Raw genomic sequence first — 22231 nt, 5'->3', positions numbered from 1 at the left:
ACGGGCGATTCGGGGGCGTACCGGCACAAGGCCGGAGCGGGCGCCGGGGCGGCGCAGAATAAGAGGTATGAGTGCCCTGCTGCGTCGTACGAAGAAGAAGCCCGCCGACCGCGTGGTGACCCTGGTCGGGAAGCCGGGGTGTCATCTGTGCGACGACGCCAGGGCGGTGGTGCGGGCGGTCTGCGAGGAGACCGGCGCGGCCTGGGAGGAGAAGGACATCACCGAGGACGAGGAGTTGTACAAGGAGTACTGGGAGCAGATCCCCGTGGTCCTCGTAGATAACGAACAGCACACGTTCTGGCGTGTGGACCCGGTAAGACTGCGCAGCGCGCTGCTTTCCTGAGTGAAACCTGGTTACCATCGTGGGCGTTTTGAGTGGTCTCGGGGGCGTGGCTGTGAGGAGTGTGTTCCGCTTTGCCCCCTTCGGGCCTGCAACGGGCTGATGCGATCCGTGGTTCCAGGATCGGGTGCCGTATGCGCGTGACCCCGGTCACTTTGACCGGACAAAACGGACACTATCTTTGTGCACGCGTTCACAAAGACATAGCCTGCATTCGACGGGGCGGTCTTGGGACATACGGCCGCCTGCAGCCCCGCTCATCCCGCAGGAGCATCGTGGCAACTGGCCGAAATCACCGACCGGCGACCCGTAGCCGAGGAATTCCCGAGGCCACCGTCGCCCGACTTCCGCTGTATCTCCGGGCGCTGACCGCGCTCTCCGAGCGTTCGGTCCCCACGGTCTCCTCCGAGGAGCTCGCCGCGGCGGCGGGGGTCAACTCCGCGAAGCTGCGCAAGGACTTCAGCTATCTCGGTTCGTACGGGACGCGCGGCGTCGGCTACGACGTCGAGTACCTCGTCTACCAGATCTCGCGCGAGCTCGGCCTCACCCAGGACTGGCCGGTCGCCATCGTCGGCATCGGTAACCTCGGCGCGGCGCTCGCCAACTACGGCGGTTTCGCCTCCCGCGGGTTCCGGGTCGCCGCTCTGATCGACGCCGATCCCGCGATGGCCGGAACGCCGGTCGCGGGGATTCCCGTCCAGCACGCCGACGACATGGACCGCATCATCAGCGAGAACGGTGTGTCGATCGGTGTGATCACCACGCCGCCCGGCGCCGCCCAGCAGGTCTGCGACCGGCTCGTCGCCGCGGGCGTCACCTCCATCCTGAACTTCGCCCCGACCGTGCTCTCGGTGCCCGACGGTGTCGACGTGCGCAAGGTCGACCTCTCCATCGAGCTGCAGATCCTTGCGTTCCACGAGCAGCGCAAGGCAGGCGAGGAGGCCGCGGACAGCGCCCCCGACCCGGCCGCGCCACCCGTGCGCGCCGCGACCAGCAGCCGGAAGGGACCCGACGGGGACATGCCCGCCGTGATGCCGGCATGAGTCTCCTTGTCGTAGGGCTGAGCCACCGCAGCGCCCCCGTCTCCGTGCTGGAGCGGGCCTCGCTGTCCGCCGACAGCCAGGCCAAGCTGCTGCAGGACACCCTCGCCGCGGAGCCCGCGGTCGAGGCCGCCGTCCTCGCCACCTGCAACCGCATCGAGCTGTACGCCGACGTGGACAAGTTCCACGCGGGCGTCGCCGAGCTGTCCACCCTGCTCGCCCAGCACAGCGGCGTCGGTCTGGACGAGCTCACTCCCTATCTTTATGTGCACTACGAGGACCGGGCCGTCCACCACCTCTTCTCGGTGGCCTGCGGGCTGGACTCGATGGTCGTGGGCGAGGGCCAGATCCTCGGCCAGATCAAGGACGCGCTGGCGCTGGGACAGGTCCTCCACACCGCCGGCCGGCTGCTGAACGACCTCTTCCAGCAGGCCCTGCGGGTCGGCAAGCGCGCCCACAGCGAGACCGGGATCGACCGGGCCGGGCAGTCGCTCGTCACCTTCGGCCTTGAGCAGCTCGCCGACGGCCGCGACCCCGCGGTCTGGGCGAAGGGCAAGCGCGCCCTGGTGATCGGCGCGGGCTCGATGTCCTCGCTGGCCGCCGCGACCCTGGCCCGTACGGGCGTCGCCGAGATCGTCGTCGCCAACCGCACCCGCGCCCGCGCCGACCGCCTGGTCGAGATCCTGAACCAGGCCGGCGGTACGGGGGTGGCCGCCCACGCCGTGGAGATGGCCGCGGTCTCCGACGAACTGACACGTGCCGACGTCGTCGTCTCCTGCACCGGCGCGACCGGGCTCGTGCTCAGCGCCGAGACCATCGCCGGAGCGCTCGGGCTGGACTTCGACCCCGCGTACGGCACACCCGTCGTGCCCGCGCCGGCGCCGCTCACCGAGCCGGACGCGCAGCACGCCGCGTGGGTGGAGAACGGTTCCGCCACCGCGACCGCGCAGGCCCAGGCCGTCCGCCGGATTCCCGCGCAGTCGACCGGCCCCGTCCGGCTCGCCCTGCTGGACCTCGCCATGCCGCGCGACATCGACGGCGGCGCCGCCCGCCTCGACGGTGTGCGCCTCGTCGACATCGAGTCGCTCGCGGAGGCGTCCGCGGACGCCCCGATGGCCGCCGATGTGGACCAGGTGCGCAGCATCGTCGCCGACGAGGTCGCCGCCTTCGGTGCCGCCCAGCGCGCCGCCCACATCACCCCCACCGTCGTCGCCCTGCGCACGATGGCCGCCGGAGTGGTCGCGGGCGAGATCGCACGACTGGACGGACGCCTCCCCGACCTGGACGAGAAGCAGCGCGCCGAGATCTCGCAGACCGTGCGCCGCGTCGTCGACAAGCTCCTGCACGCGCCCACCGTGCGGGTCAAGCAGCTCGCCAGCGAGCCCGGCGGCGCCGGGTACGCCGATGCGCTGCGGGAACTCTTCGACCTCGACCCGCAGACGGTCGCCGCCGTCTCCCGGGCAGACCTGAACGACCCGAATCGAGGGCGGTCATGACCGACAACTCACCCCTGGGCGCGGGGGCCACTCAGCCGCTGAGGCTGGGGACCCGGCGCAGCAAGCTCGCCATGGCGCAGTCCGGCCTGGTGGCCGACGCGGTCAGCGAGGTGACCGGCCGCGCCGTCGAACTCGTCGAGATCACCACGTACGGGGACACCTCCCGCGAGCACCTCACGCAGATCGGCGGGACCGGCGTCTTCGTCGCCGCGCTGCGCGACGCGCTGCTGCGCGGCGAGGTGGACTTCGCCGTCCACTCGCTGAAGGACCTGCCGACCGCGCAGCCCGACGGGCTCGTACTGGCCGCCGTGCCGGAGCGGGAGGACCCGCGCGACGCCCTGGTGGCCCGCGACGGGCTGACCTTCGAGCAGCTGCCGCCCGGTGCCCGCGTCGGCACCGGCTCGCCGCGCCGCATGGCGCAGCTCAACGCGTACGCCCGCAGTCACGGCCTCGACATCGAGACCGTGCCGATCCGCGGCAACGTCGATACGCGCATTGGTTTTGTACGAAGCGGTGAACTCGACGCGGTGGTACTCGCCGCGGCCGGGCTCAGCCGCCTCGGACGGAGCGGTGAGGTGACCGATTTCCTGTCGGTCGACACCGTTCTGCCCGCTCCCGGCCAGGGAGCACTGGCGATCGAGTGCGCTGCGAGCAGCGCCGACCTCGCCGCCGCGCTCGCCGAGCTCGACGACCCGTACACCCGGGTCGCCGTGACCGCCGAGCGTGCCCTGCTCGCCGCCCTGGAGGCCGGCTGCTCCGCACCTGTGGGTGCGCTGGCCGACCTCCTGGCCGACGGCCAGGCTGTCAACGAACTGCGCCTGCGCGGTGTCGTCGGTTCCACCGACGGCTCCTCGCTGGTACAGATGTCCACCACCGGTCCCGTCCCCACGTCGCACGACGACGCGGCGGCCCTCGGTCGCGAACTCGCGGCCGAGATGCTCGCCAAGGGTGCGGCCGGTCTTATGGGGGAGCGAGCACTTTGAGCCCCACCGGCCACGCCGCATCCGAATTCCCGGTCCTGTCCGCAGGGCACGTCACCTTCCTCGGCGCCGGTCCCGGCGACCCGGGACTGCTGACTCTGCGCGCCGTCGAGGCGCTTGCGAGCGCGGACGTTCTTGTCGCCGAGCCGGACGTTCTCGGCGTCGTCCGCTGCCATGCGCGGGCAGGCGTAAGCACGCCTGAGCTGACGGTTGTTGACGCGCAGTCAACAGCCGCCGGTGTTCCCGTTCTCAGGGACGCGGTCAATCTTGTCATGGAGGCCGCGAAGGGCGGCAGGCGGGTCGTCCGTGCCGTCGCCGGTGATCCGGGCCTCGACGGCAACGCGGGCGGCGAGATGCTGGCCTGCGCCGCCGCGGGCATTTCCTTCGAGGTCGTGCCGGGTGTCGCCAACGCCGTGGGCGTGTCGGCGTACGCCGGCGTGCCGCTGCGCGACGCGCAGGGCGCGGACGTCCGCTTCGTCGACGCCCGTACCGCCTCGGACCGCTGCTGGAGCGAGGTCGGCGCGAGCGACGCGACGTGCGTGATCTCGACGTCGCTCGACGCGGTGGCCGCGGCCGCCGGCGAGCTGGTCTCGGCGGGCCGCAAGCCCGACACCCCGCTGACCGTGACGGCCGCCGGTACGACGACGCGCCAGCGCACCTGGACGGCGACGCTCGGCACGATCGCCCAGGTCTTCAAGCAGGGCAAGATCCTGCCGTCGCCCGACGGGCACCAGCCCGTCATAGCCGTGGTCGGGGAGCGCAGCTCCGCCGCCCAGCGCGATCAGCTCGCGTGGTTCGAGTCCAAGCCGATGTTCGGCTGGAAGGTGCTCGTACCGCGGACGAAGGAGCAGTCGGCGTCGCTCTCCGACCAGCTGCGCTCCTACGGTGCGGTGCCGCACGAGGTCCCGACGATCGCCGTCGAGCCGCCGCGTACGCCGCAGCAGATGGAGCGGGCGGTCAAGGGCCTGGTCACGGGCCGCTACGAGTGGATCGCCTTCACCAGCGTCAACGCCGTGAAGGCCGTCCGGGAGAAGTTCGAGGAGTACGGGCTCGACGCCCGTGCCTTCGCCGGGATCAAGGTCGCGGCCGTCGGTGAGCAGACCGCCGCCGCGCTGGTCGACTTCGGTGTGAAGCCGGACCTGGTGCCCTCGGGTGAGCAGTCCGCCGCGGGTCTGCTGGAGGACTGGCCGCCGTACGACCCGGTCTTCGACCCGATCGACCGCGTCTTCCTGCCGCGTGCCGACATCGCCACCGAGACGCTGGTGGCCGGGCTCATCGAGCTGGGCTGGGAGGTCGACGACGTCACCGCGTACCGCACGGTCCGCGCCTCGCCGCCGCCCGCCGACACGCGTGAGGCCATCAAGGGCGGCGGTTTCGACGCGGTGCTCTTCACCTCGTCCTCGACCGTGCGCAACCTCGTCGGCATCGCCGGCAAGCCGCACAACGTGACGGTCATCGCGTGCATCGGCCCGGCCACGGCGAAGACCGCCGAGGAGCACGGGCTGCGCGTCGACGTCCTGTCGCCGGAGCCCTCGGTGCACAAGCTGGCCGAGGCCCTCGCCGAGTTCGGCGCGCAGCGCCGGGACGCGGCGAAGGAGGCCGGTGACCCGGTGACGCGGCCGAGTGAGCGCCGTCCGGGTGCGCGGCGGCGTCGTACGACGACCTGATCCGTCCCGCAGCAGGTTCGGGGTCCGGTCCGCTTCGGCGGACCGGACCCCGTCCGCTTTTCCCGGCACCGGTGTCGGCAAGAGCGTGATGTGTACGGGTCTAGTCTCGAAGGATGACTGTGTACGGAAACTTCCCCGGCTCTCGCCCCCGACGGCTGCGGACGACCCCCGTCATGCGGCGGATGGTCGCCGAGACCAGGCTCGACCCGGCGAACCTGATCCTGCCCGCGTTCGTGCGCGAGGGCATCGACGCCCCCGTCGCCATCTCCGCCATGCCGGGCGTGCAGCAGCACACCCTGGACACCCTGCGGAAGGCCGCGGTCGACGCGGTCTCGGCGGGCGTCTCCGGAATCATGCTGTTCGGCGTCCCCCTGGACGAGAAGAAGGACGCCCGGGGCACGGCCGGTACCGACCCGGAGGGCATCCTCCAGCTCGGTCTGCGCGCGGTCCGTGAGGAGGTCGGTGACGATCTCGTCGTCATGTCCGACCTCTGCCTGGACGAGACCACCGACCACGGCCACTGCGGTGTGCTGACCGAGGACGGCCGGGTCGACAACGACGCGACGCTGGAGCGGTACGCGGAGATGGCCCAGGTCCAGGCTGACGCGGGCGCCCATGTGGTCGGCCCCAGCGGCATGATGGACGGCCAGGTCGGCGTGATCCGCGACGCGCTGGACCAGACCGGATACGAGGACGTGTCGATCCTCGCGTACACGGCGAAGTACTCCTCCGCCTTCTACGGCCCCTTCCGCGAGGCCGTCGGCTCCTCGCTCAAGGGCGACCGAAAGACGTACCAGCAGGACCCGGCCAACCTCCGTGAGTCGATGCGTGAGCTGGCGCTCGACCTGGAGGAGGGCGCGGACATGGTCATGGTCAAGCCGGCCGGACCGTACCTCGACGTCCTGGCGAAGGTCGCCGACTCGGTGGACGTGCCGGTCGCCGCGTACCAGATCAGTGGCGAGTACGCGATGATCGAGGCCGCCGCGGAGAAGGGCTGGATCGACCGGGACGCGGCCATCCTGGAGAGCCTGACCGGCATCCGCCGGGCGGGCGCGCAGATGATCCTGACGTACTGGGCGACCGAGGTCGCGCAGAAGCTGCGTCGCTCCTGACCCCGGCCGACGCGGGGCGGGGTGCCTTCAGTCCCACCAGAACGACCAGGTCTCCCGGCCGAGCAGGGCATCGCTCGCGTACTTCTCCAGGCTGTTCTGTGCGGACTGGTGGATGTTGTCCGGGCAGAAGGCGAAGTGCTCGGCGGCCAGGGCGAGCGCTTCCTCCTCGGTCGTGGGCGGGCGGGCCACGCTGACGGTCAGGGTGTCGAAGCCGAGCGCCACGACCCGTATGCCGAAGCGGTCCTCCCAGGAGCGCAGGACCGCGCAGAGCCGGGCGACGTCGTTCTCGTGGTTGAGCGGGCCGCACCAGCCGATCGCGGCCGGGATGTCCGCACTGCGCCTCGCGGGGACCAGCGCCAGGCGTGCGTTTTCCAGGGCCATGCCGTCATCCGTCAGCATGTCCGCCATCTCGGCGGCCAGCGTCTCCGGGCTGTCCGGGCCGCCCGCCAGCGGAGTGGGCGCGAGGCCCGGCCAGGCGTTGTCGGTGTCGAGCTCGTCCTGCGCGTACGCGTCCCAGATCTCGCTCAGGACGTCCTCGGCGTCATGGTCGCCGGGATACGACATGAGGGCCGGGTCGAGGTCCCACGCCTCGGGCCACTGGTCCCGGCTTCCGCCGTCGATGAGTACGGGCAGCAGCCCGAGGCTCCGCCCCGCGTCACGCAGGGCGGCCCAGCTGCCGGGGGCCGCGAGCCCGTCCGCGTACCAGAGCAGCGGTTCGTGCCACGGCCCGTCGGTCGTGACGTCCACGAGGGAGCCGGGCGGGAGTTCGAGCCCTGACGTGGCCAGGGACGGGAGCGGGTTCGGAAGCGTCGCCATGTCGAGGAGCGTACGGGCGGCCACTGACAGTCGGCCGTGGCCGCTCTGCCGGTCGCTCAGGAACCGATGTGCGCGGCGAAGGCCGACCAGGTGGTGGGGGCGAGGGTGAGCGTGGGGCCCTCGGGATTCTTGGAGTCGCGGACGTGGATCGCGGCGGGGTGCGCGGCGATCTCGACGCAGGCCCCGCCCTCGCTTCCGCTGTAGCTCGACTTCTGCCAGTCGTAGGCGACTTCGAGGCACTCTCCGCCGTCGCTGCCGCTGTAGCTGGACTTGAACCACTCAAGTGCGGTGCTCATAACTCTCCTAGCAGCCGGTCCAACAGGCCTTTTGTGTCCTCGGTGTTGAGAGCCTGCGTTCGCAGCATCGCATACCTCTGCGCGAGGATGCTGATCTCGTTGGGATCGGAGATTAGCTGGCTGCCGCGTTGGCTTTCCGTGTAGGCGATGCGTTGGTAGTCCGGTGTTTCCAGCAGGATGAACGGGCCGTCGAGACCCGCGTGAGTCGTTCGAGCCAGTGGCATGATCTGGAGTGCGATGCCCGGCGTTTCGGCGCAGCTCCGCAGGTGGCGCAATGTCTCGTGACGCGTCTCTTTGCCGCCGAGGCGGTCTCGCACGACGGCTTCGGAGACGACGAAGCTGGTCGTGGGTGGGGCATCGCGGCGCAGGATCTCCTGGCGATCCAGGCGCTTGGTGACATGGGCGTCGATTTCATCCCTGCTGAAGGTGGGAACCCGGCTGTTGAACACGGCGCGTGCGTAGCGCTCGGTCTGCAGCAGGCCGGGCAGGACCTGATTGGCGAAGAAGCAGAGAGCGAGCGCGCTCCGCTCCAGGTCCATGTACTCCTCCGCCCACGCCGGGATCAGGTCCACCTCCGGCATGTTCTCCACCGCTGTCTCCAGCGCCCCCTTGGTGTCCAGCACCGTGTCCATACGGCGGGCCATCGGCAGCAGCAGTGCGCGTCGGCCCTGCTCGATCGAGGCGATGGTTTCCGGCTGGGCGCAGAGCCGCTCCGCCAGTTGGCGCTGGGTCAGCTCCGCCGCGACGCGGAATCGGGCGACCAGCGCGCCCACGAGTTTCATTGCCGACGCGTTCTTGCGCTGCCGGTTCCTGGGTTGCATACGGTCCCCACTTCCCACCCGCATTCGTGCTTCATGCGCGCAGGGCCCGTACAAGAAATCTGTACGGGCGCGCACAAAGTGACAGCGTAGTTACCGAAAGTGATGCTCGTCCTATGAACGAGACGATGCAACTCCCCCTGCTGCGCGAGCGGTTCTTCCGGCGGGAGCGCCGGTCGGTGCGGGCGGCCCGGGAGTTCGTGCGGGAGGTGCTGGCCGACTGGGGGGCCGGGGAGGCGTGGGCCGATGACGTGGTGCTGTGTGTCAGTGAGCTGGCCACCAACGCGTTGGTGCACGGGGTGCCGCCGGGGCGTGGGTACCGGGTGATGTTGTGGCTGCGGGATGAGGGGCAGGTGCGGGTGGAGGTGCACGACAGTGGTGACGGGGAGCCCGGGGTGCGCGAGTCCGACGGGGAGTCGGGGCGGGGGCTGGTGATCGTCGATGCGCTGGCGGACCGGTGGGGGGTGGGGGAGAGGGTGCCCGGGAAGGTCGTGTGGTGCGAGTTCGGGTGAGGCCGTCCCGCGTGCGGGTAGTCGCTGAGCTGGGACGGCACCCCTGTGGCGCGGCCCGGAAGGGCAGGCCGCGTACGTTGACCCGAGCGTGGGTGGACCGTCCCGTGAAGAATCGTTGAGGAGAGACATGACCAGCAGCACGGACGACAGAACCGGCGCCGTCGCGGAGGCGGCGGGTTCGACCGCATCCCCGAGTTCGGTGGAGTCGGCGCTCTTCGAGGAGCGCACGCTGCGGCTGCGGCGCCGGCTGGAGCGGCTGATCGGCATCGCGGCCACCGAAGGCAACCAGTTGGTTCCGCTCCGCAACGGTGACGCGATATTCGCCGCGATGCTGGACGCCATCCGCCGGGCCGAGCACACCGTGGACATGATGACGTTCGTCTACTGGCGCGGCGACATAGCCCAGGATTTCGCCGACGCGCTCGCCGAACGCGCCCGCTCGGGGGTGCGGGTCCGCCTTCTGCTGGACGGGTTCGGCAGCAGGCTGATCGAGAAGGAACAGCTTGCGGCGATGGACGAGGCCGGTGTGCAGGTGGCGTGGTTCCGCAAGCCGGTCCACCTCTCGCCGCTCAAGCAGAACCACCGCTGCCACCGCAAGGTCCTGGTCGTCGACGAGGAGACCGCGTTCACCGGCGGCGTCGGCATCGCCGAGGAATGGTGCGGGGACGCGCGCAACGAGAAGGAGTGGCGGGACACGCACGTACAGGTGCGCGGTCCCGCGGTGGACGGCCTGGCGGCGGCGTTCGCCCAGAACTGGGCCGAGTGCCATGACGAGCTCTTCGACGCACGTGACCGTTTCATCATGGCGAAGCCGTGCGGAGACGCGATCGTGCAGGTCGTGCGTGGATCGGCCAGCTTCGGCTGGCAGGACATGCAGACGCTGCTCCGGGTCGTGCTGGAGTCCGCCGAGGAGCGGGTGCGGCTCACCACGGCCTACTTCGCTCCCGACGCGTTCTTCGTGGAGCTGCTCTGTGCCGCAGCGCGGCGCGGGGTCGCGGTCGAGATCATGCTCCCGGGACCGCACACGGACAAGCGGGTCTGCCAGCTGGCCGGGCAGCGTCACTACGAGGATCTGACGGCGTGCGGGGTGCAGATCTTCCAGTACCAGCCGACGATGATGCATACCAAGGTCATCACCGTCGACCGTGTCGCCGCGCTGATCGGCTCCACGAACTTCAACCGCCGTTCGCTGGACCACGACGAGGAAGTGATGCTCGCCGTGATGGACCCGGAGTTCACCGCGGTCCTGGACGGTCACTTCGATCAGGACATGCGGTCGAGCGAGCTGATCGACGGCCGTCGGTGGAAGCGGCGGTCGGTGGTGCAACGGATCCGGGAGGCCTCGGTCGTACCGATCCGTCGTTATCTGTGACGCATTTCCCGACGGATCCGGATCTTCGGGTTCCCGGTGCCGGGCCCCGCCCGCGTCCCTACGCTCGACGCCATGAGAGCTACCGGAACCTTTACCGTCACCTCGTTCGTCCCGGCTGACCTGAAGCCCGATCCCGAGATCACCACCGCACTGCCGGTCGGCGTCGCGACCATCGTGAAGAGCTTCGAGGGCGAGATCGTGGGGCGTTCGACGACCCTGTTCACCGCCGCCTTCGACCAGGCGGCCGGCGTGGGTACGTACGTGGCGATGGAGTCCTTCGAAGGTGCGGTCGACGGCCGCGAGGGCACGTTCAACTTCGTGCACTCGGCCGCGACGAGCGGCGACGACCGCGCCAACGAGTTCTTCACCATCGTGCCGTCGAGCGGGACCGGCGCCCTGGCCGGGATGCGCGGGGGCGGCGGGCTGGCCGTCGACGGGGACGGTACGCACCGGATCTGGTTCGACTTCGACCTCGGCTCCGATGCCGGTTGACCCGCATCACGGCCCTTGAGGGAGTGAACGCGGACGGACCGGCCCTGCCGCACGTGGCGGGGGCCGGTCCGGAGGTGACGGGGCTCAGTAGGTGAGCGCGTCCGCCCTCTCGGTCTGCCAGTAAGTGACGTAGCCGTTGTCGTCCCAGTAGGTGCCGGTGGGGAGCGTCAGGTTGGCCGGGGTGCCCGTGGAGCCCTCGGGGCTCTTGCCGGAGAAGTACACCTGGAGGTGCGTGGCCTCGCGCGGGGCCGGGCCCGCGCCGGGCTCTCCGGTCAGGCCGATGGCGGCATACGCGGACTGGCCCGGGTCGAGCGTCACGACTGCCTGCGGCCGGCTGTCCTCCAGGATGGGGAAGACGGCCTGGGCGTCGTCGAAGCGGAGCTTGGGCGCGTAGTACGCGTAGCAGGGCCGGTTCCCCGTGTTGGTCAGCGTCAGCAGCAGGTGGTTGAGGGGGCGGCTCACCTTGCTGACGGTGGTTTTGGTGTTTCCGCCGGTGCAGGTGACGGGGGTGCGGTTCGGGGTGCTGCCCGAGCGGTGCGCGGCGCCGGTGGCCTTCTTCCCCTGGCTCGTGGCGGGGGGTGCGGTCCTCTTGGGCGTGCCGTCCGGCTCGGCGACGGTGGCTTCCTTCTTCGGCGTCGCCTGCACGGCGGCCGGGGCGGCCGGGGCCGGCGGCTGGGACTGCTTGACCGCCGTGTGTGCCGCCGGAGCGGCCGCACCCGCCTTGGCGCTGTCGTTGTTGCTGCTGTTGCCGCCGTCACTGCTGCACGCGGTGAGGGAGAGGGCGGCCAGGAGGGCGGTGGCGGCGAGGGCGGTGGTGCGGATGCGGTTGCTGCGCATGGTGGTACTCCCCGTGAAGTGTGGTGGTGGTGAGGGTGGTCTGCTGGTACGCGGTGCTCAGTACTGGAGGGCGTCGTCCATGCTCATCTGCCAGTAGGTGACGCTCAGGGTGCTGTCCACGTACACGCTCTTGGCGAGCGGCACCTTGACTTCCGCGCCGGAGTTGTCGGAGTCGCCGCCGAGGGTCTCGAAGCTGACGCCAAGGTCGTTGGTGGAGTAGCCACCGTCGCCGCTGCCGTCGGCGGCCGAGGTCAGGACGCCGGTGTAGACGGACTCACCCGGGTTGATGGTCGCCACGGCCTGCGGCTTGCTGTCCTCGAAGGTGTTCGGAACGGACTGGGCCTCGCCGAACCGCAGGTAGGGGTAGTTGTACGCGTTGCACGCCTTGGAGCCGGTGTTGGTCATCGTGAGCAGCATGTGGTTGGCCGGCCGCTGCACCGCGGTCATCGTCAGCTTGGTGTTCGATCCGGTGCAGGCCAGCCTGACCACGTCGTCGTTGTCGCCGCTGTCCGGCTTGGCGGTGGACTTGCCGCCACCGGAGCCCGACCCCGAACCCGAGTCCGAACCCGAACCGGAGCCCGAGCCGGCGGAGTCCTTGCCCTGGTCGGCGGCGGGGGCCGTCGAGTCCTTGTCGCCGGCGGAGCCCGCACTCCGGGCCGGGGCCTTGGCGGAGGCGCCGGGCGAAGCGGAGGCGAGGGCGTCGAACGGCTCGGGGTCGTCGCCCTGGCAGGCCGTCAGCGACAGGGAGGCGATCAGGGCGACGGCTCCGAGAGCGGAGGTACGGGCGGCGTGGCGGAAGCGAAGGTTACGCATGAGGTGTCTTTTCCCATCGGAAGGTGTCGTCGAATGTGGGGCGCCGCTTTGGCGCACCGGTGACTGACGGATGTACTGGACAATGACGTGTGGTCAGAGGTTCCACAGGAGTGCGATGACGGTCGTGACCGAGGCGATCAGGACTCCTGTGGCCACTGCGTCGGTGAGGCTGAGTTGAGGACGAGTACGCACGGCGGCTCCCGGGGACGGGCAAGTTGGTGGGTGTACGAGTCGCGCTGCTTGCCCTTACCGGGGTGCTGCTGCGGTGTGTTCCACCATCGTGTCCGGTGCCCGAATCCGGTGGCAACGATTGCCGGCCGGTACGGGACGCTGGAACGGAAACATGGCCTCTGACCTGCGAAGACATGACCTGCCTGGGACGCCGTTCCGGGAGGGTACGAGAGGGGAACGGTCAGGGTGGGCACGGAGATCCAGGACTTCGCCGCATTGCTCAGGGGGCTGAAGCAGCGCTCCGGGCTGAGCTACGGAGCTCTCGCCCAGAAGCTGCACATGAGTACGTCCACGATTCACCGGTACTGCAACGGGGAGGCGATTCCGCACGACTACGCGCCGGTCGAACGCTTCGCTCGCGTGTGCCGTGCGTCGGCGGACGAGCTGGTGACGTTGCACCGGCAGTGGATCCTGGCCGACGAGGCGAAGCGGCGGGGTAGCCGGAAGGCCGAGGCTGCCGGGGCGTTCGAGCCGTCGTTGGTGACGTCGGAGCTCGCGTCCTCGCCGCCGTACTCGCCGCAGCCCTCGCCGCAGTCGGAGGGGGCGACGGAAGCGGAGTCGGAACCGGAGGCGGAGTCGCAGCCGGAAGCGGAACCGGAAGCGCGGTCGGGGTCAGGTTCGGGGGCGGCGCCGGAGCCGGGGGTGGCCGAGGACGTCACGCCCGACGCGCGGGGCGCCGCCCCCGCGCCCGCCCGGGGCAGGCTGTCCGGCAAGCGGCTGCGCGTCCTCCTCGCGGCGGTCGCGGTCGTGGCGCTCACCGTGCCCGCCGCCTTGGCGATCAACCACTTCTCGGACGACCGCACCCGCGAGGAGGGCATGGACACGCCCCGCAGCAGCGCACCGGCATCGCCGACCCGGAGCGCCAGTGCCTCTCCGTCGCCGAGTCCTTCGAAGCCTTCGCCGTCCGCGAGCAGTGGTTCCGCGACCCCCTCCGCCACGGCCACGAAGTCCACCACGCCCAAGGGCGGAGGCGCGAAGGGCGGCGAGGGAGCCGGGTACCAGGGCGTGCCGGTGGCCGCCACCATCAGCTCGTACAACTGGGATTCGCCCTGTGGGCAGTACTACCTGCTCGACCGGGATCCCAAGAGCATGCCGCCGGTCCCCGAGATCCAGGACCGGCGCAGCTGGGCGGCTCGGCTGGGAGGGGTGGACGGGGGAGACATGCTGCTCGAACTCACCTTGCAGGGGGCGTCGCAGCAGGCGGTCGTCCTGAAGTCGCTCCAGGTGCGGGTGGTGAGCCAGGCTCCGGCCAATGACTGGCCCGCGTACTCGATGGGGGAGGGCTGCGGGGGCGGCATCGTGCCGCAGACGTTCGACATCGACCTGGACGAAGCCCAGCCCGTCTCGCATCCGGTCGCCGGTGAGGATGCCGGCAAGGTCGTACCTGCCAAGAACTTCCCGTACCAGGTGAGCTCCACCGACGTGGAGGTGTTCCACATCAACGCGCACACGGAGTCCTCCGACGTCACCTGGTACCTGGAGATGGGCTGGTCCAGCGGGGGGCGGAGCGGAACGATGCGCATCGACGACAACGGCAAGCCGTTCCGTACCGCCTCCATGAGGGACCGGCCCGTGTATTCCTACTTCCGCCAGACGGGCACGTGGGACGACATCTCGGAGTCGCTGGAGGGACAGGGCAACTGACGACGCCGCGTCCTCGGGGCTCGAAGCCCGGAACTCGCGACCCGGGGCTCGGGGCTCGGGCTTCGAGCGTCGGGAGGGCCCCGTCTCTCGTTCGGGGGTCGGTGGAGGGGGCTCGGCCCGAGGCTCGGGGCTCGGGATGCGAGCGGCGGGATGCGAGCCGCGAGATCCGAGCGCCTTCTTTTAACCGGCCACTGAATACAGGGGGGTTGGTGAAACCTCCCCACCTCCCTGACCCGTAACGGCGAGCAAGTATGACTAATGGTGACGGCTTGCGACGGAGCGTCGCGACTGTCTACGGTGCGAGAACAAAGCGACCCCGACGCGGTGTTGGAACACCGAGCCGGGGTCTCACCCAAGATCGACAGAAGTCAGGAAACCGATCTCGTGGCTGTTCAGAACTTTAGTCCCGCCCTGCCCGCGTCCGCAGGGTCGGCCCCGTACCCGATGGCCCAGCCCGGTTACGGCAAGCGTTCCGCACCGGACCAACTTCCCGTACGCCCTGATGACTTCGCTCTGCTGCCCCCGCGCGAGCGGTACGTCGCCGGGTTCATCGAGCACCTCCCCGAGGGCGCGGCGATGAGCGTGAAGTGTCTCGCCAAGCAGATCCCGCTGTACGGCCAGCAGGCCATCGCCTCCGCCCTGACCGCCCTGTCCGTCGCGGGGCACCTGCGGCGCGTCCGGTGTGCGGTCGGCGTCGGCGACGAGGTGCGGTGGGTCTTCCGGACCTTCTGGTCCCGTACCGCCCGGGACAACGAGTGGTGGGCGAACCGCCTGACGCCGGGAGCGCCCCAGCCGGTGCGGGCGCCCCTGCCCGTTCCCGTAGCCGCCTCCGTTCCGGAGTCCGCACCGCCGCCGGTCGTGCCCCCGCAGCGCACGGCGATGGAGCCCGCACCGGAGGCCCCGTCGCCCGCGTACCTGGCCCTCGCCCGGCTCGGGACCGTCGACAACCGGCTCACGCTCTCCGCCGCAGACTGCTCGGCCCTGGAGGAACTGGCCGAGCGGTGGTTCGCACGCGGTGCGAGCGCGGACTACCTCACCGGCGCGCTCACCGCCGGGCTGCCCGCCGAGGTCATCTCGCCCCCCGGCTTCGTCCGTGGCCGCCTCATCGAGAAGCTCCCGCCGGTGCTGCCCACCGCGCCCACGCCTCCTCCGGTCGGAACCCTCGTCCCCCACGTGATGATGGAGTGCACCGACTGCGGCGCCCCCGGCCCCGCCGCGGCACTCCCCGACGGCCTCTGCCGCTCCTGCCGCCGACCGAAGACCTCCACGGCGTCCGCGCCCGAACCTCCCGCCGAGCGGGACGTCACCGCGCTCGTCGCCGGACTCCGCGACCTGCTCAAGGCGCCCTGAGGCTTCCCGCGGACCCGGTCCGGGGCAGGTCCCCGCCACCTCGGACGTGTCCTCGTGGAGGATCGCGTCACGGGCGATGCGCGCCGGCGAGGGGCCGTTCAGGCAGCATTGCCGTGGGGGGTGAGGTTGATCGTCAGGTCGGCGTCGAGGGCGTGGGCCAGGCGCCGCAGAAGGGGGATGGTGGGGACTGTACCGCCGCCTTCGATGCGGGAGATCTGGGGTTGCTTCATACCGCAGCGTTCGGCAAGTTCGGTCTGGGAGAGGCCGAGCGCGGTACGCCGGTCGTAGACCATCTGGCCGAGGTCGTGGGCCAGTTCGGCCTCCTCGTATAGGCGGTCGTACGCGGGGGTGTCCTCGACCGCTTCGCCCAGGAGCTTGCGGTGGCGGCGGGTCTTCCACTCGGCCTGGTTCATCGCAGTTCCTCCTTGATGTCGCGGCTGTAGACGGCGTGCTCGGCAGCCGCTTCGTGGCGGTCCTGGCAGACGGCCTGGGCGGCATGAGCGCGGTCGACCTCCGCCGTCTCGCGCATCCGGGTCTTGCGGAACACCGTCAAGAGCACGATACGGCGGCCGGGCGCGATCCAGTAGGTAATGCGCTGGGCGTTGCCGTCGACGTCGAAGCGGAGCTCGCGGACCTTGCCACCTAGATGGCGGGTGTAGGGCTCACCGAGTGTGGTCGCGTTCTCGGCGAGCCGGTCCACCTTCTGCTCGGCGACGACGTACTGGCGTGCGGGGATGTTCTCCAGCCAGAGGCGCACCTCAGGCTCGATCTCGATCGTGTACCGCTCACCGTCCATATCGTCGATGCTATATGGCATGAATGCTATAGGCGGCAGGTTGGCCGCACGGGTTGCGCCGAGGGCGCCCCGGCCGAGCCGGGTACAGGCGCTGTGCGCGCCCCCGTCCTCCGGTTCGGTGTCGGCGAGCCCTACTTCGTAGCCCTTGATCAGATCCGCCGGTGCGTCGTGCCGGCGCCGTCCACGGCGGGGAGCTGCGGTGCACCGAGGAGTGCGGCGGGCGTGTAACCCGTGTGCTCCGGCCCCCGCGCCTGGTGACGCGGCCGACGTGGAATCGGCCGCGTCACTGTCGCCCGCCGACCGGAGGCCGGTCAATGGCTGCCGAGGGGAAGGGGGCCCAGGCCGGGCGGGGTGCGGACGGGGTGTGGGCCCGTGGCGTCAGCCGCCGATGTACCAGCTGAATCCGCCGGAGGCGGCCGCGATCATCAGGACGACCACGAGTACCAGGTCTATGACGCCGAGCACCACGCCGGCCTTGGCCATGCCGTTGCCGCCCTTCGCGGACACCTGGCGCAGCGCCACGACGCCGAGCACGATGGCCACCGGGCCGAGGATGATGCCGAAGAAGAGCAGGCCGATGATGCCGCAGATCAGACTGGCTACCGCGAAGCCGTTCGTTCCGGACCGGGCGGCGGGGGCGGAGTACGAACTGTTGTCATGCGTCATTGCACTCTCCCGTTGAATTGTCGGTTCGGGGCTGGAATTCTCTTGTGCCCGGGATGAGTTGACGCATGCCGCCGAAGGTAATCCTCGTAGCGATTGCGGTGCGGTCAGCGAGCCAGCACGGCAACAATGATCTTTCCTTCGCCGCGGAGCGGACGAACGGTGACCTTCTTTGCCAATTGCAGGATCATCGGCCAGCCGAAGCCGCCTGTCCGGCCGGTCATGTCCGGGACGCGGGACCGCGGAGGTGCGGGGTCCGGGTCGCCGACCCGGACGCGCAGTGCGCCGCTGTCCGCCTCGAAGGCCAGGGTGGTGACGGCTCCGGCGTGCCGGATCGCGTTGGTGACCAACTCGGACGAGAGCAGCAGCAGATTCTGGGCGGTACGGGCCGACGGCGCGGGGTTCAGCTGCGCGACGAAGGCCTTGGCGGCCGCGCGTGCTTCTGCCGCCCTGCGGGGCGGTGCCGGACGCAGTGCGAATTCAGTTCCTGAGGAAGCGCATTGTTCGGTCATGAGTTCTCCCCGTGGGGAATGGGTGGAGTCGGTTCTCGCTGCGTATACCCGAGGTATTGCGGTGTATCCGGAACGGGAATGGAGGCGGTGGGCGCCCCTCCGGAACCGGCCGAGGAAGGAGGCGTGTCCGGCGCTCCTGCGGGCAGGTGTAGGGGACACGTCGTTCCGGGAAGCGGAATGCTCCGGGACGGTCCCGCTGCGAAGGGAAGTCATCATGAACGAGTCCGTCGACCTCGCACCGGACTCGACTGCGGTGATCACTGAGCCGGTGCCCGATCTCCAGCTCCAGCTGTTGCTCCAGCTGCTGGACAGGGAGATGCGCTCCGGTCTGCCTTTCACCCTGACGATCCCCGCCGGTGTGCTGCACGGTGATGTGATCGGACACGAGGCCTGGAAGGCGGAGTGGTCCAGGAGCCTGCGGCAGGTCGAGGGCCAGGGCGCCAACCTCGTCGCGGAGTTTCCCGAGACGGTGGATCAGGGCATCGAGGAACTCCGCGCCGACGAGCGCACTCAGCGGCTTCCCCGGTGGATCCATCTGAGGGACGCCACGCTCGTCATGGGCGGTTCGGCTCCGCTGCGGCTGCCGTTGTGGCGCGGGCGGCTGTCCGACGTGTCCGGGTGGGCGCTCGGCCGGCCGGAGTAGGAGAGCCCTCGGACGGATGCGGGCGGGGCCCGGCACACCACTGGTGTGCCGGGCCCCGCCCGTTAGCGTCCGGACGTGCGGCGGTCAGAGGCGCTCGGGGGTCCTGATGCCGAGCAGCGCCATGCCCTGGTGCAGGGTGCGGGCGGTGAGGTCGCAGAGGAAGAGGCGGTTCTCGACGACCTCGGCCGGGTTCTCGTCGCTCAGGACGTGGCACTGGTCGTAGAACGTCGTGTAAAGGCTGGCGAGCTGGTAGAGGTACGCGGCCAGCTTGTGCGGCTCGTATTCCGTCGCCACCTCGGAGAGGACCTCGCCGAACTGGTCCAGGTGCAGGCCCAGCGCGCGCTCGGCCGGGGCCAGCTCCAGCTCCGGGTGCGCGGCCGGCTTCGCGTCGCCCGCCTTGCGCAGGATGGAGCGGATCCGGGCGTACGCGTACTGGAGGTAGACGGACGTGTCGCCGTGCAGCGACACCATCTGGTCCAGGTCGAACTTGTAGTCCCGTACGGCGGAGGTCGACAGGTCCGCGTACTTCACGGCGCCGATGCCGACGTACCGGCCGTTCTCGACGATCTCCTCCTCGGACAGGCCCACCTTCCCGGCCTTCTCCCGGACCACGGCCGTCGCCCGCTCGACCGCCTCGTCGAGGAGGTCCTCCAGCCGGATGGTCACACCCTCACGGGTCTTGAACGGCTTGCCGTCCTTGCCGAGCACCGTGCCGAACGCGAGCTGGTGCGCCTTGACGTCCTCGTTCAGCCAGCCGGCCCGCCGGGCCGTCTCGAAGACCATCTTGAAGTGCAGCGACTGCCGCGCGTCCACCACGTACAGCAGGGTGTCGGCCTTGAGGTGCCGCACCCGGTCGCGGATCGCGGAGAGGTCGGTGGCCGCGTAGCCGTAGCCGCCGTTCGTCTTCTTGACGATCAGCGGGGTCGGGTTGCCGTCCGGGCCCTTCACGTCGTCGAAGAAGACGCAGAGCGCACCCTCGGAGCGGACGGCGACGCCCGTCTCCTCCAGGATCCGGCAGGTCTCCTCCAGCATGTCGTTGTAACCGGACTCGCCGACGATGTCGGGGTCGCTGATCTTCATGTCGAGCTTGTCGAAGACCGAGTAGAAGTAGATCTTCGACTCGTCGACGAACCGCTGCCACATGGCGAGCGTCTCCGGCTCACCGGCCTGGAGCGCGACCACCCGGTCCCGCGAGCGGGCCTTGAAGCCCTCGTCCGAGTCGAAGAGGACGCGGGAGGCCTTGTAGAGCCGGTTCAGGGACGACATGGCGGCTTCGCCGTCGGCCTGGCCGCCCTCGTGGCTCAGCTCGCCCGGGTGCTCGATCAGGTACTGGATGAGCATGCCGAACTGGGTGCCCCAGTCACCGATGTGGTGCCGCCGCACGACGGACTCGCCGGTGAACTCCAGGATCTGCACCATCGCGTCGCCGATCACGGCGGACCGCAGGTGACCGACGTGCATCTCCTTGGCCACGTTCGGCTGGGCGTAGTCGATGACGGTCGTGCCCGCGGCGGTGTTCACCGGGATGCCGAGCCGGTCGCTGTCGGCGGCGCGGGCGGCGAGGGTCTCGATGATCGACCGGTCCGAGAGCGTGATGTTCAGGAAGCCGGGGCCGGAGACCTCGATGTCCTTGATCAGGCCGGACGACGGGAGGGCGGCCGTGACCTGGGCGGCCAGCTCGCGCGGGTTGCCCTTGAGCTTCTTGGCGAGCGCCAGGATGCCGTTGGCCTGGAAGTCGGCCCGGTCGCTTCGGCGCAGCAGCGGGTCCGCGGTACCGGCATCCGGCAGGGCTGCCGTCAGGGCGTCCGCCAGCTGCTGCTGGAGCGTGGAAGCGAGGGAATTGACCGAGGCCATCAGCTGGCTGCCGTTTCCGTAGGGGTACAAGGGATGGCCCCAAGTATCCCACGGCCCGTAAAGCCGTTTTCGCGCTGCGGGTGGTACCTGGGAGAATGGTCGGTGCCCCCATGAGTCCTACAAGAGAGAAGGACGTGCCGACCGTGGCTCAGAGTCAGAGCAGCACCGAGACCGACTGGGTCTCCCGCTTCGCGGACGAGGTCATCGCCGAATCGGAGCGTCGTGCGCCTGGCAAACCGGTCGTCGTCGCGTCCGGTATCTCCCCGTCGGGCCCGATCCACCTGGGCAACCTCCGCGAGGTCATGACCCCGCACCTGGTCGCCGACGAGATCCGCCGTCGCGGGTACACCGTCCGGCACCTGATCTCGTGGGACGACTACGACCGCTACCGCAAGGTGCCGAACGGTGTGGAGGGCGTCGACGCGTCCTGGGCCGAGCACCTCGGCAAGCCGCTGACCTCGGTGCCCGCCCCGGCCGGTTCCGCGTACGCGAACTGGGCCGAGCACTTCAAGGCCGCCCTGACGGCGGCCCTGGACGAGCTGGGTGTCGAGTACGACGGGATCAGCCAGACGGAGCAGTACCTGGCGGGGACGTACCGCGAGCAGATCCTGCACGCGATGCGTCACCGCGGTGACATCGACGCCGTGCTCGACCGCTACCGGACCAAGAAGGACCCGTCGGCGGACGCCAAGGGCGGGAAGAAGCCGCAGCAGAAGAAGGTCGACGAGGCCGAGCTGGAGGCCGAGGCCGGTTCCGGGGCGGCGAGCGAGGACGACGGCAGCAGCGGTTCGGCCGGCTACTTCCCGTACAAGCCCTACTGCGGCAACTGCGAGAAGGACCTCACCACGGTCACGTCGTACGACGACGAGAGCACCGAGCTGAACTACACCTGCACGGCCTGCGGCTTCGCCGAGACGGTGCGGCTGAAGGAGTTCAACCGCGGCAAGCTCGTCTGGAAGGTCGACTGGCCGATGCGCTGGGCGTACGAGGGCGTGATCTTCGAGCCGAGCGGGGTGGACCACTCCTCGCCCGGGTCGTCGTTCGTCGTCGGCGGCCAGATCGTCCGCGAGATCTTCGACGGGGTGCAGCCGATCGGACCGATGTACGCGTTCGTCGGCATCTCCGGCATGGCGAAGATGTCCTCCTCCAAGGGCGGTGTGCCGACCCCGGCCGACGCGCTGAAGATCATGGAGGCGCCGCTGCTGCGCTGGCTGTACGCGCGCCGCAGGCCCAACCAGTCCTTCAAGATCGCCTTCGACCAGGAGATCCAGCGGCTCTACGACGAGTGGGACTCGCTGGGCCGCAAGGTCGCCGACGGTTCGGTGCTGCCGGCCGACGCCGCCGCGTACGCCCGGGCGATCGGGACCGCCGCCGGTGAGCTGCCGAGCACGCCGCGCCCGCTGCCGTACCGGACGCTCGCCTCGGTCGCGGACATCACGGCCGGCGCCGAGGACCAGACGCTGCGCATTCTGAGCGAGCTGGACCCGTCGAGCCCGCTGGGCTCGCTGGACGAGGTCCGGCCGCGGCTGGACCGGGCGGAGAGCTGGATCACCACGCAGGTCCCGGCCGAGGCCCGCACCGTCGTCCGCGACGAGCCGGACAAGGAACTGCTCGGTTCGCTGGACGAGCAGGGGCGCGAGTCGCTGCGGCTGCTCCTGGAGGGGCTGGACTCGCACTGGTCGCTGGACGGGCTGACCACGCTCGTTTACGGCGTGCCGAAGGTGATGGAGGGGCTGGCGGCCGATGCCAAGCCGACGCCGGAGCTGAAGGCGGCGCAGCGGTCGTTCTTCGCACTGCTGTACCGGCTGCTGGTCAGCCGGGACACGGGTCCGCGTCTGCCCACGCTGCTGCTCGCGGTGGGGGCCGACCGGGTGCGCAGGCTGCTCGGCGCGTAGCGCTTCCGGCGCGCGTACGTAAGTAGAGCGAAGGGCCGTCACCCGGTGATCC

Annotated in this window: 23 protein-coding genes; 13 read left to right on the top strand and 10 right to left on the bottom strand. The window is 70.1% G+C overall.

Translation table 11 applies throughout. From position 1 onward, the window contains the following. The first annotated feature begins 67 nt into the window (after window positions 1-67). The 6 genes from ACFYPA_RS28285 to hemB all read left to right on the top strand — a co-directional run bounded on the left by ACFYPA_RS28285 (window position 68) and on the right by hemB (window position 6635). Window positions 68-343 (top strand): glutaredoxin family protein, encoded by a 276-nt coding sequence (locus ACFYPA_RS28285; RefSeq protein ID WP_359086011.1) that lies wholly within the window; start codon window positions 68-70, stop codon window positions 341-343. Between the two features lie 272 nt (window positions 344-615). Next, entirely contained in the window at window positions 616-1383 is a 768-nt protein-coding gene (locus ACFYPA_RS28280) for a redox-sensing transcriptional repressor Rex (protein WP_359086012.1), read from the top strand. Beyond that, window positions 1380-2876, top strand: coding sequence for a glutamyl-tRNA reductase (locus ACFYPA_RS28275; RefSeq protein WP_359086013.1), 1497 nt, complete (start codon window positions 1380-1382; stop codon window positions 2874-2876). The genes ACFYPA_RS28280 and ACFYPA_RS28275 overlap by 4 nt, the downstream gene beginning before the upstream one ends. After that, window positions 2873-3859 carry a hydroxymethylbilane synthase gene (hemC, locus tag ACFYPA_RS28270; protein ID WP_359086014.1) on the top strand — a complete coding sequence of 329 codons (987 nt, stop codon included), beginning with the start codon at window positions 2873-2875 and terminating at the stop codon, window positions 3857-3859. The genes ACFYPA_RS28275 and hemC overlap by 4 nt, the downstream gene beginning before the upstream one ends. Beyond that, window positions 3856-5523 carry a bifunctional uroporphyrinogen-III C-methyltransferase/uroporphyrinogen-III synthase gene (locus tag ACFYPA_RS28265; protein ID WP_359086015.1) on the top strand — a complete coding sequence of 556 codons (1668 nt, stop codon included), beginning with the start codon at window positions 3856-3858 and terminating at the stop codon, window positions 5521-5523. The genes hemC and ACFYPA_RS28265 overlap by 4 nt, the downstream gene beginning before the upstream one ends. Before the next feature lie 113 nt (window positions 5524-5636). Continuing rightward, window positions 5637-6635 (top strand): porphobilinogen synthase, encoded by a 999-nt coding sequence (gene hemB, locus ACFYPA_RS28260; RefSeq protein WP_359086016.1) that lies wholly within the window; start codon window positions 5637-5639, stop codon window positions 6633-6635. A gap of 27 nt (window positions 6636-6662) precedes the next feature. Here hemB and ACFYPA_RS28255 read toward each other — a convergent pair whose 3' ends face one another. From ACFYPA_RS28255 to ACFYPA_RS28245, 3 genes are read right to left on the bottom strand one after another with little or no spacing between them, the layout of a single operon-like run. Further along, window positions 6663-7451, bottom strand: coding sequence for a DUF4253 domain-containing protein (locus ACFYPA_RS28255; protein ID WP_389134906.1), 789 nt, complete (start codon window positions 7449-7451; stop codon window positions 6663-6665). Between the two features lie 56 nt (window positions 7452-7507). Continuing rightward, complete coding sequence (locus tag ACFYPA_RS28250; RefSeq protein ID WP_389134904.1) at window positions 7508-7747, bottom strand: DUF397 domain-containing protein; 240 nt, start codon at window positions 7745-7747, stop codon at window positions 7508-7510. Then, window positions 7744-8568, bottom strand: coding sequence for a helix-turn-helix transcriptional regulator (locus ACFYPA_RS28245; protein WP_359086020.1), 825 nt, complete (start codon window positions 8566-8568; stop codon window positions 7744-7746). Before ACFYPA_RS28245 ends, ACFYPA_RS28250 begins: the two co-directional genes overlap by 4 nt. A gap of 113 nt (window positions 8569-8681) precedes the next feature. On the opposite strand from ACFYPA_RS28245, the gene ACFYPA_RS28240 reads away from it, so the two are divergent. The 3 genes from ACFYPA_RS28240 to ACFYPA_RS28230 all read left to right on the top strand — a co-directional run bounded on the left by ACFYPA_RS28240 (window position 8682) and on the right by ACFYPA_RS28230 (window position 10941). Next, the gene (locus ACFYPA_RS28240; RefSeq protein ID WP_359320065.1) at window positions 8682-9077 is read left to right on the top strand and encodes an ATP-binding protein; all 396 of its coding nucleotides are present in this window, start codon (window positions 8682-8684) and stop codon (window positions 9075-9077) included. Window positions 9078-9204: 127 nt separating this feature from the next. Continuing rightward, window positions 9205-10449, top strand: a complete 1245-nt coding sequence (locus ACFYPA_RS28235) for a phospholipase D-like domain-containing protein (RefSeq protein WP_359320067.1) — start codon at window positions 9205-9207, stop codon at window positions 10447-10449. A gap of 72 nt (window positions 10450-10521) precedes the next feature. Then, window positions 10522-10941: a DUF3224 domain-containing protein gene (locus ACFYPA_RS28230; RefSeq protein WP_359086026.1), complete on the top strand. Its 420-nt coding sequence runs from the start codon at window positions 10522-10524 to the stop codon at window positions 10939-10941. An 84-nt stretch (window positions 10942-11025) separates the two neighbouring features. On the opposite strand, the gene ACFYPA_RS28225 is transcribed toward ACFYPA_RS28230, so the two are convergent. Together ACFYPA_RS28225 and ACFYPA_RS28220 are read right to left on the bottom strand one after the other, a co-directional pair. Then, window positions 11026-11778 (bottom strand): DUF4232 domain-containing protein, encoded by a 753-nt coding sequence (locus ACFYPA_RS28225; protein WP_389134901.1) that lies wholly within the window; start codon window positions 11776-11778, stop codon window positions 11026-11028. Between the two features lie 57 nt (window positions 11779-11835). Next, complete coding sequence (locus ACFYPA_RS28220; RefSeq protein ID WP_389134899.1) at window positions 11836-12591, bottom strand: DUF4232 domain-containing protein; 756 nt, start codon at window positions 12589-12591, stop codon at window positions 11836-11838. A gap of 417 nt (window positions 12592-13008) precedes the next feature. On the opposite strand from ACFYPA_RS28220, the gene ACFYPA_RS28215 reads away from it, so the two are divergent. Further along, window positions 13009-14466, top strand: coding sequence for a helix-turn-helix transcriptional regulator (locus ACFYPA_RS28215; RefSeq protein ID WP_359320072.1), 1458 nt, complete (start codon window positions 13009-13011; stop codon window positions 14464-14466). A 384-nt stretch (window positions 14467-14850) separates the two neighbouring features. Next, window positions 14851-15816: a MarR family transcriptional regulator gene (locus tag ACFYPA_RS28210; RefSeq protein ID WP_389134896.1), complete on the top strand. Its 966-nt coding sequence runs from the start codon at window positions 14851-14853 to the stop codon at window positions 15814-15816. 98 nt (window positions 15817-15914) lie between these two features. On the opposite strand, the gene ACFYPA_RS28205 is transcribed toward ACFYPA_RS28210, so the two are convergent. The 4 genes from ACFYPA_RS28205 to ACFYPA_RS28190 form a co-directional block, all read right to left on the bottom strand. Further along, window positions 15915-16229, bottom strand: a complete 315-nt coding sequence (locus ACFYPA_RS28205) for a helix-turn-helix transcriptional regulator (protein ID WP_359320076.1) — start codon at window positions 16227-16229, stop codon at window positions 15915-15917. Continuing rightward, window positions 16226-16612 carry a type II toxin-antitoxin system RelE/ParE family toxin gene (locus tag ACFYPA_RS28200; RefSeq protein WP_359320078.1) on the bottom strand — a complete coding sequence of 129 codons (387 nt, stop codon included), beginning with the start codon at window positions 16610-16612 and terminating at the stop codon, window positions 16226-16228. Before ACFYPA_RS28200 ends, ACFYPA_RS28205 begins: the two co-directional genes overlap by 4 nt. Before the next feature lie 378 nt (window positions 16613-16990). Further along, a complete protein-coding gene (locus tag ACFYPA_RS28195) occupies window positions 16991-17278 on the bottom strand; it encodes a DUF4190 domain-containing protein (protein WP_359086031.1) in 288 nt (95 codons plus the stop codon). Window positions 17279-17382: 104 nt separating this feature from the next. Continuing rightward, entirely contained in the window at window positions 17383-17787 is a 405-nt protein-coding gene (locus ACFYPA_RS28190; RefSeq protein ID WP_359086032.1) for an ATP-binding protein, read from the bottom strand. A 214-nt stretch (window positions 17788-18001) separates the two neighbouring features. On the opposite strand from ACFYPA_RS28190, the gene ACFYPA_RS28185 reads away from it, so the two are divergent. Further along, the gene (locus ACFYPA_RS28185; protein WP_359086033.1) at window positions 18002-18430 is read left to right on the top strand and encodes a hypothetical protein; all 429 of its coding nucleotides are present in this window, start codon (window positions 18002-18004) and stop codon (window positions 18428-18430) included. Between the two features lie 84 nt (window positions 18431-18514). On the opposite strand, the gene argS is transcribed toward ACFYPA_RS28185, so the two are convergent. After that, on the bottom strand, window positions 18515-20284 hold the full coding sequence (gene argS, locus ACFYPA_RS28180; RefSeq protein WP_389134931.1) for an arginine--tRNA ligase: 1770 nt from the start codon (window positions 20282-20284) through the stop codon (window positions 18515-18517). Between the two features lie 134 nt (window positions 20285-20418). Here argS and lysS point away from each other — a divergent pair, with 134 nt between their 5' ends. Continuing rightward, window positions 20419-22179: a lysine--tRNA ligase gene (lysS, locus tag ACFYPA_RS28175; protein WP_359354710.1), complete on the top strand. Its 1761-nt coding sequence runs from the start codon at window positions 20419-20421 to the stop codon at window positions 22177-22179. Window positions 22180-22231 lie beyond the last annotated feature (52 nt).

It is taken from the genome of Streptomyces sp. NPDC005775 (assembly GCF_042871565.1).
Classification (GTDB): Bacteria; Actinomycetota; Actinomycetes; order Streptomycetales; family Streptomycetaceae; genus Streptomyces.
This window is presented reverse-complemented; position numbering and strand designations above follow the sequence as displayed.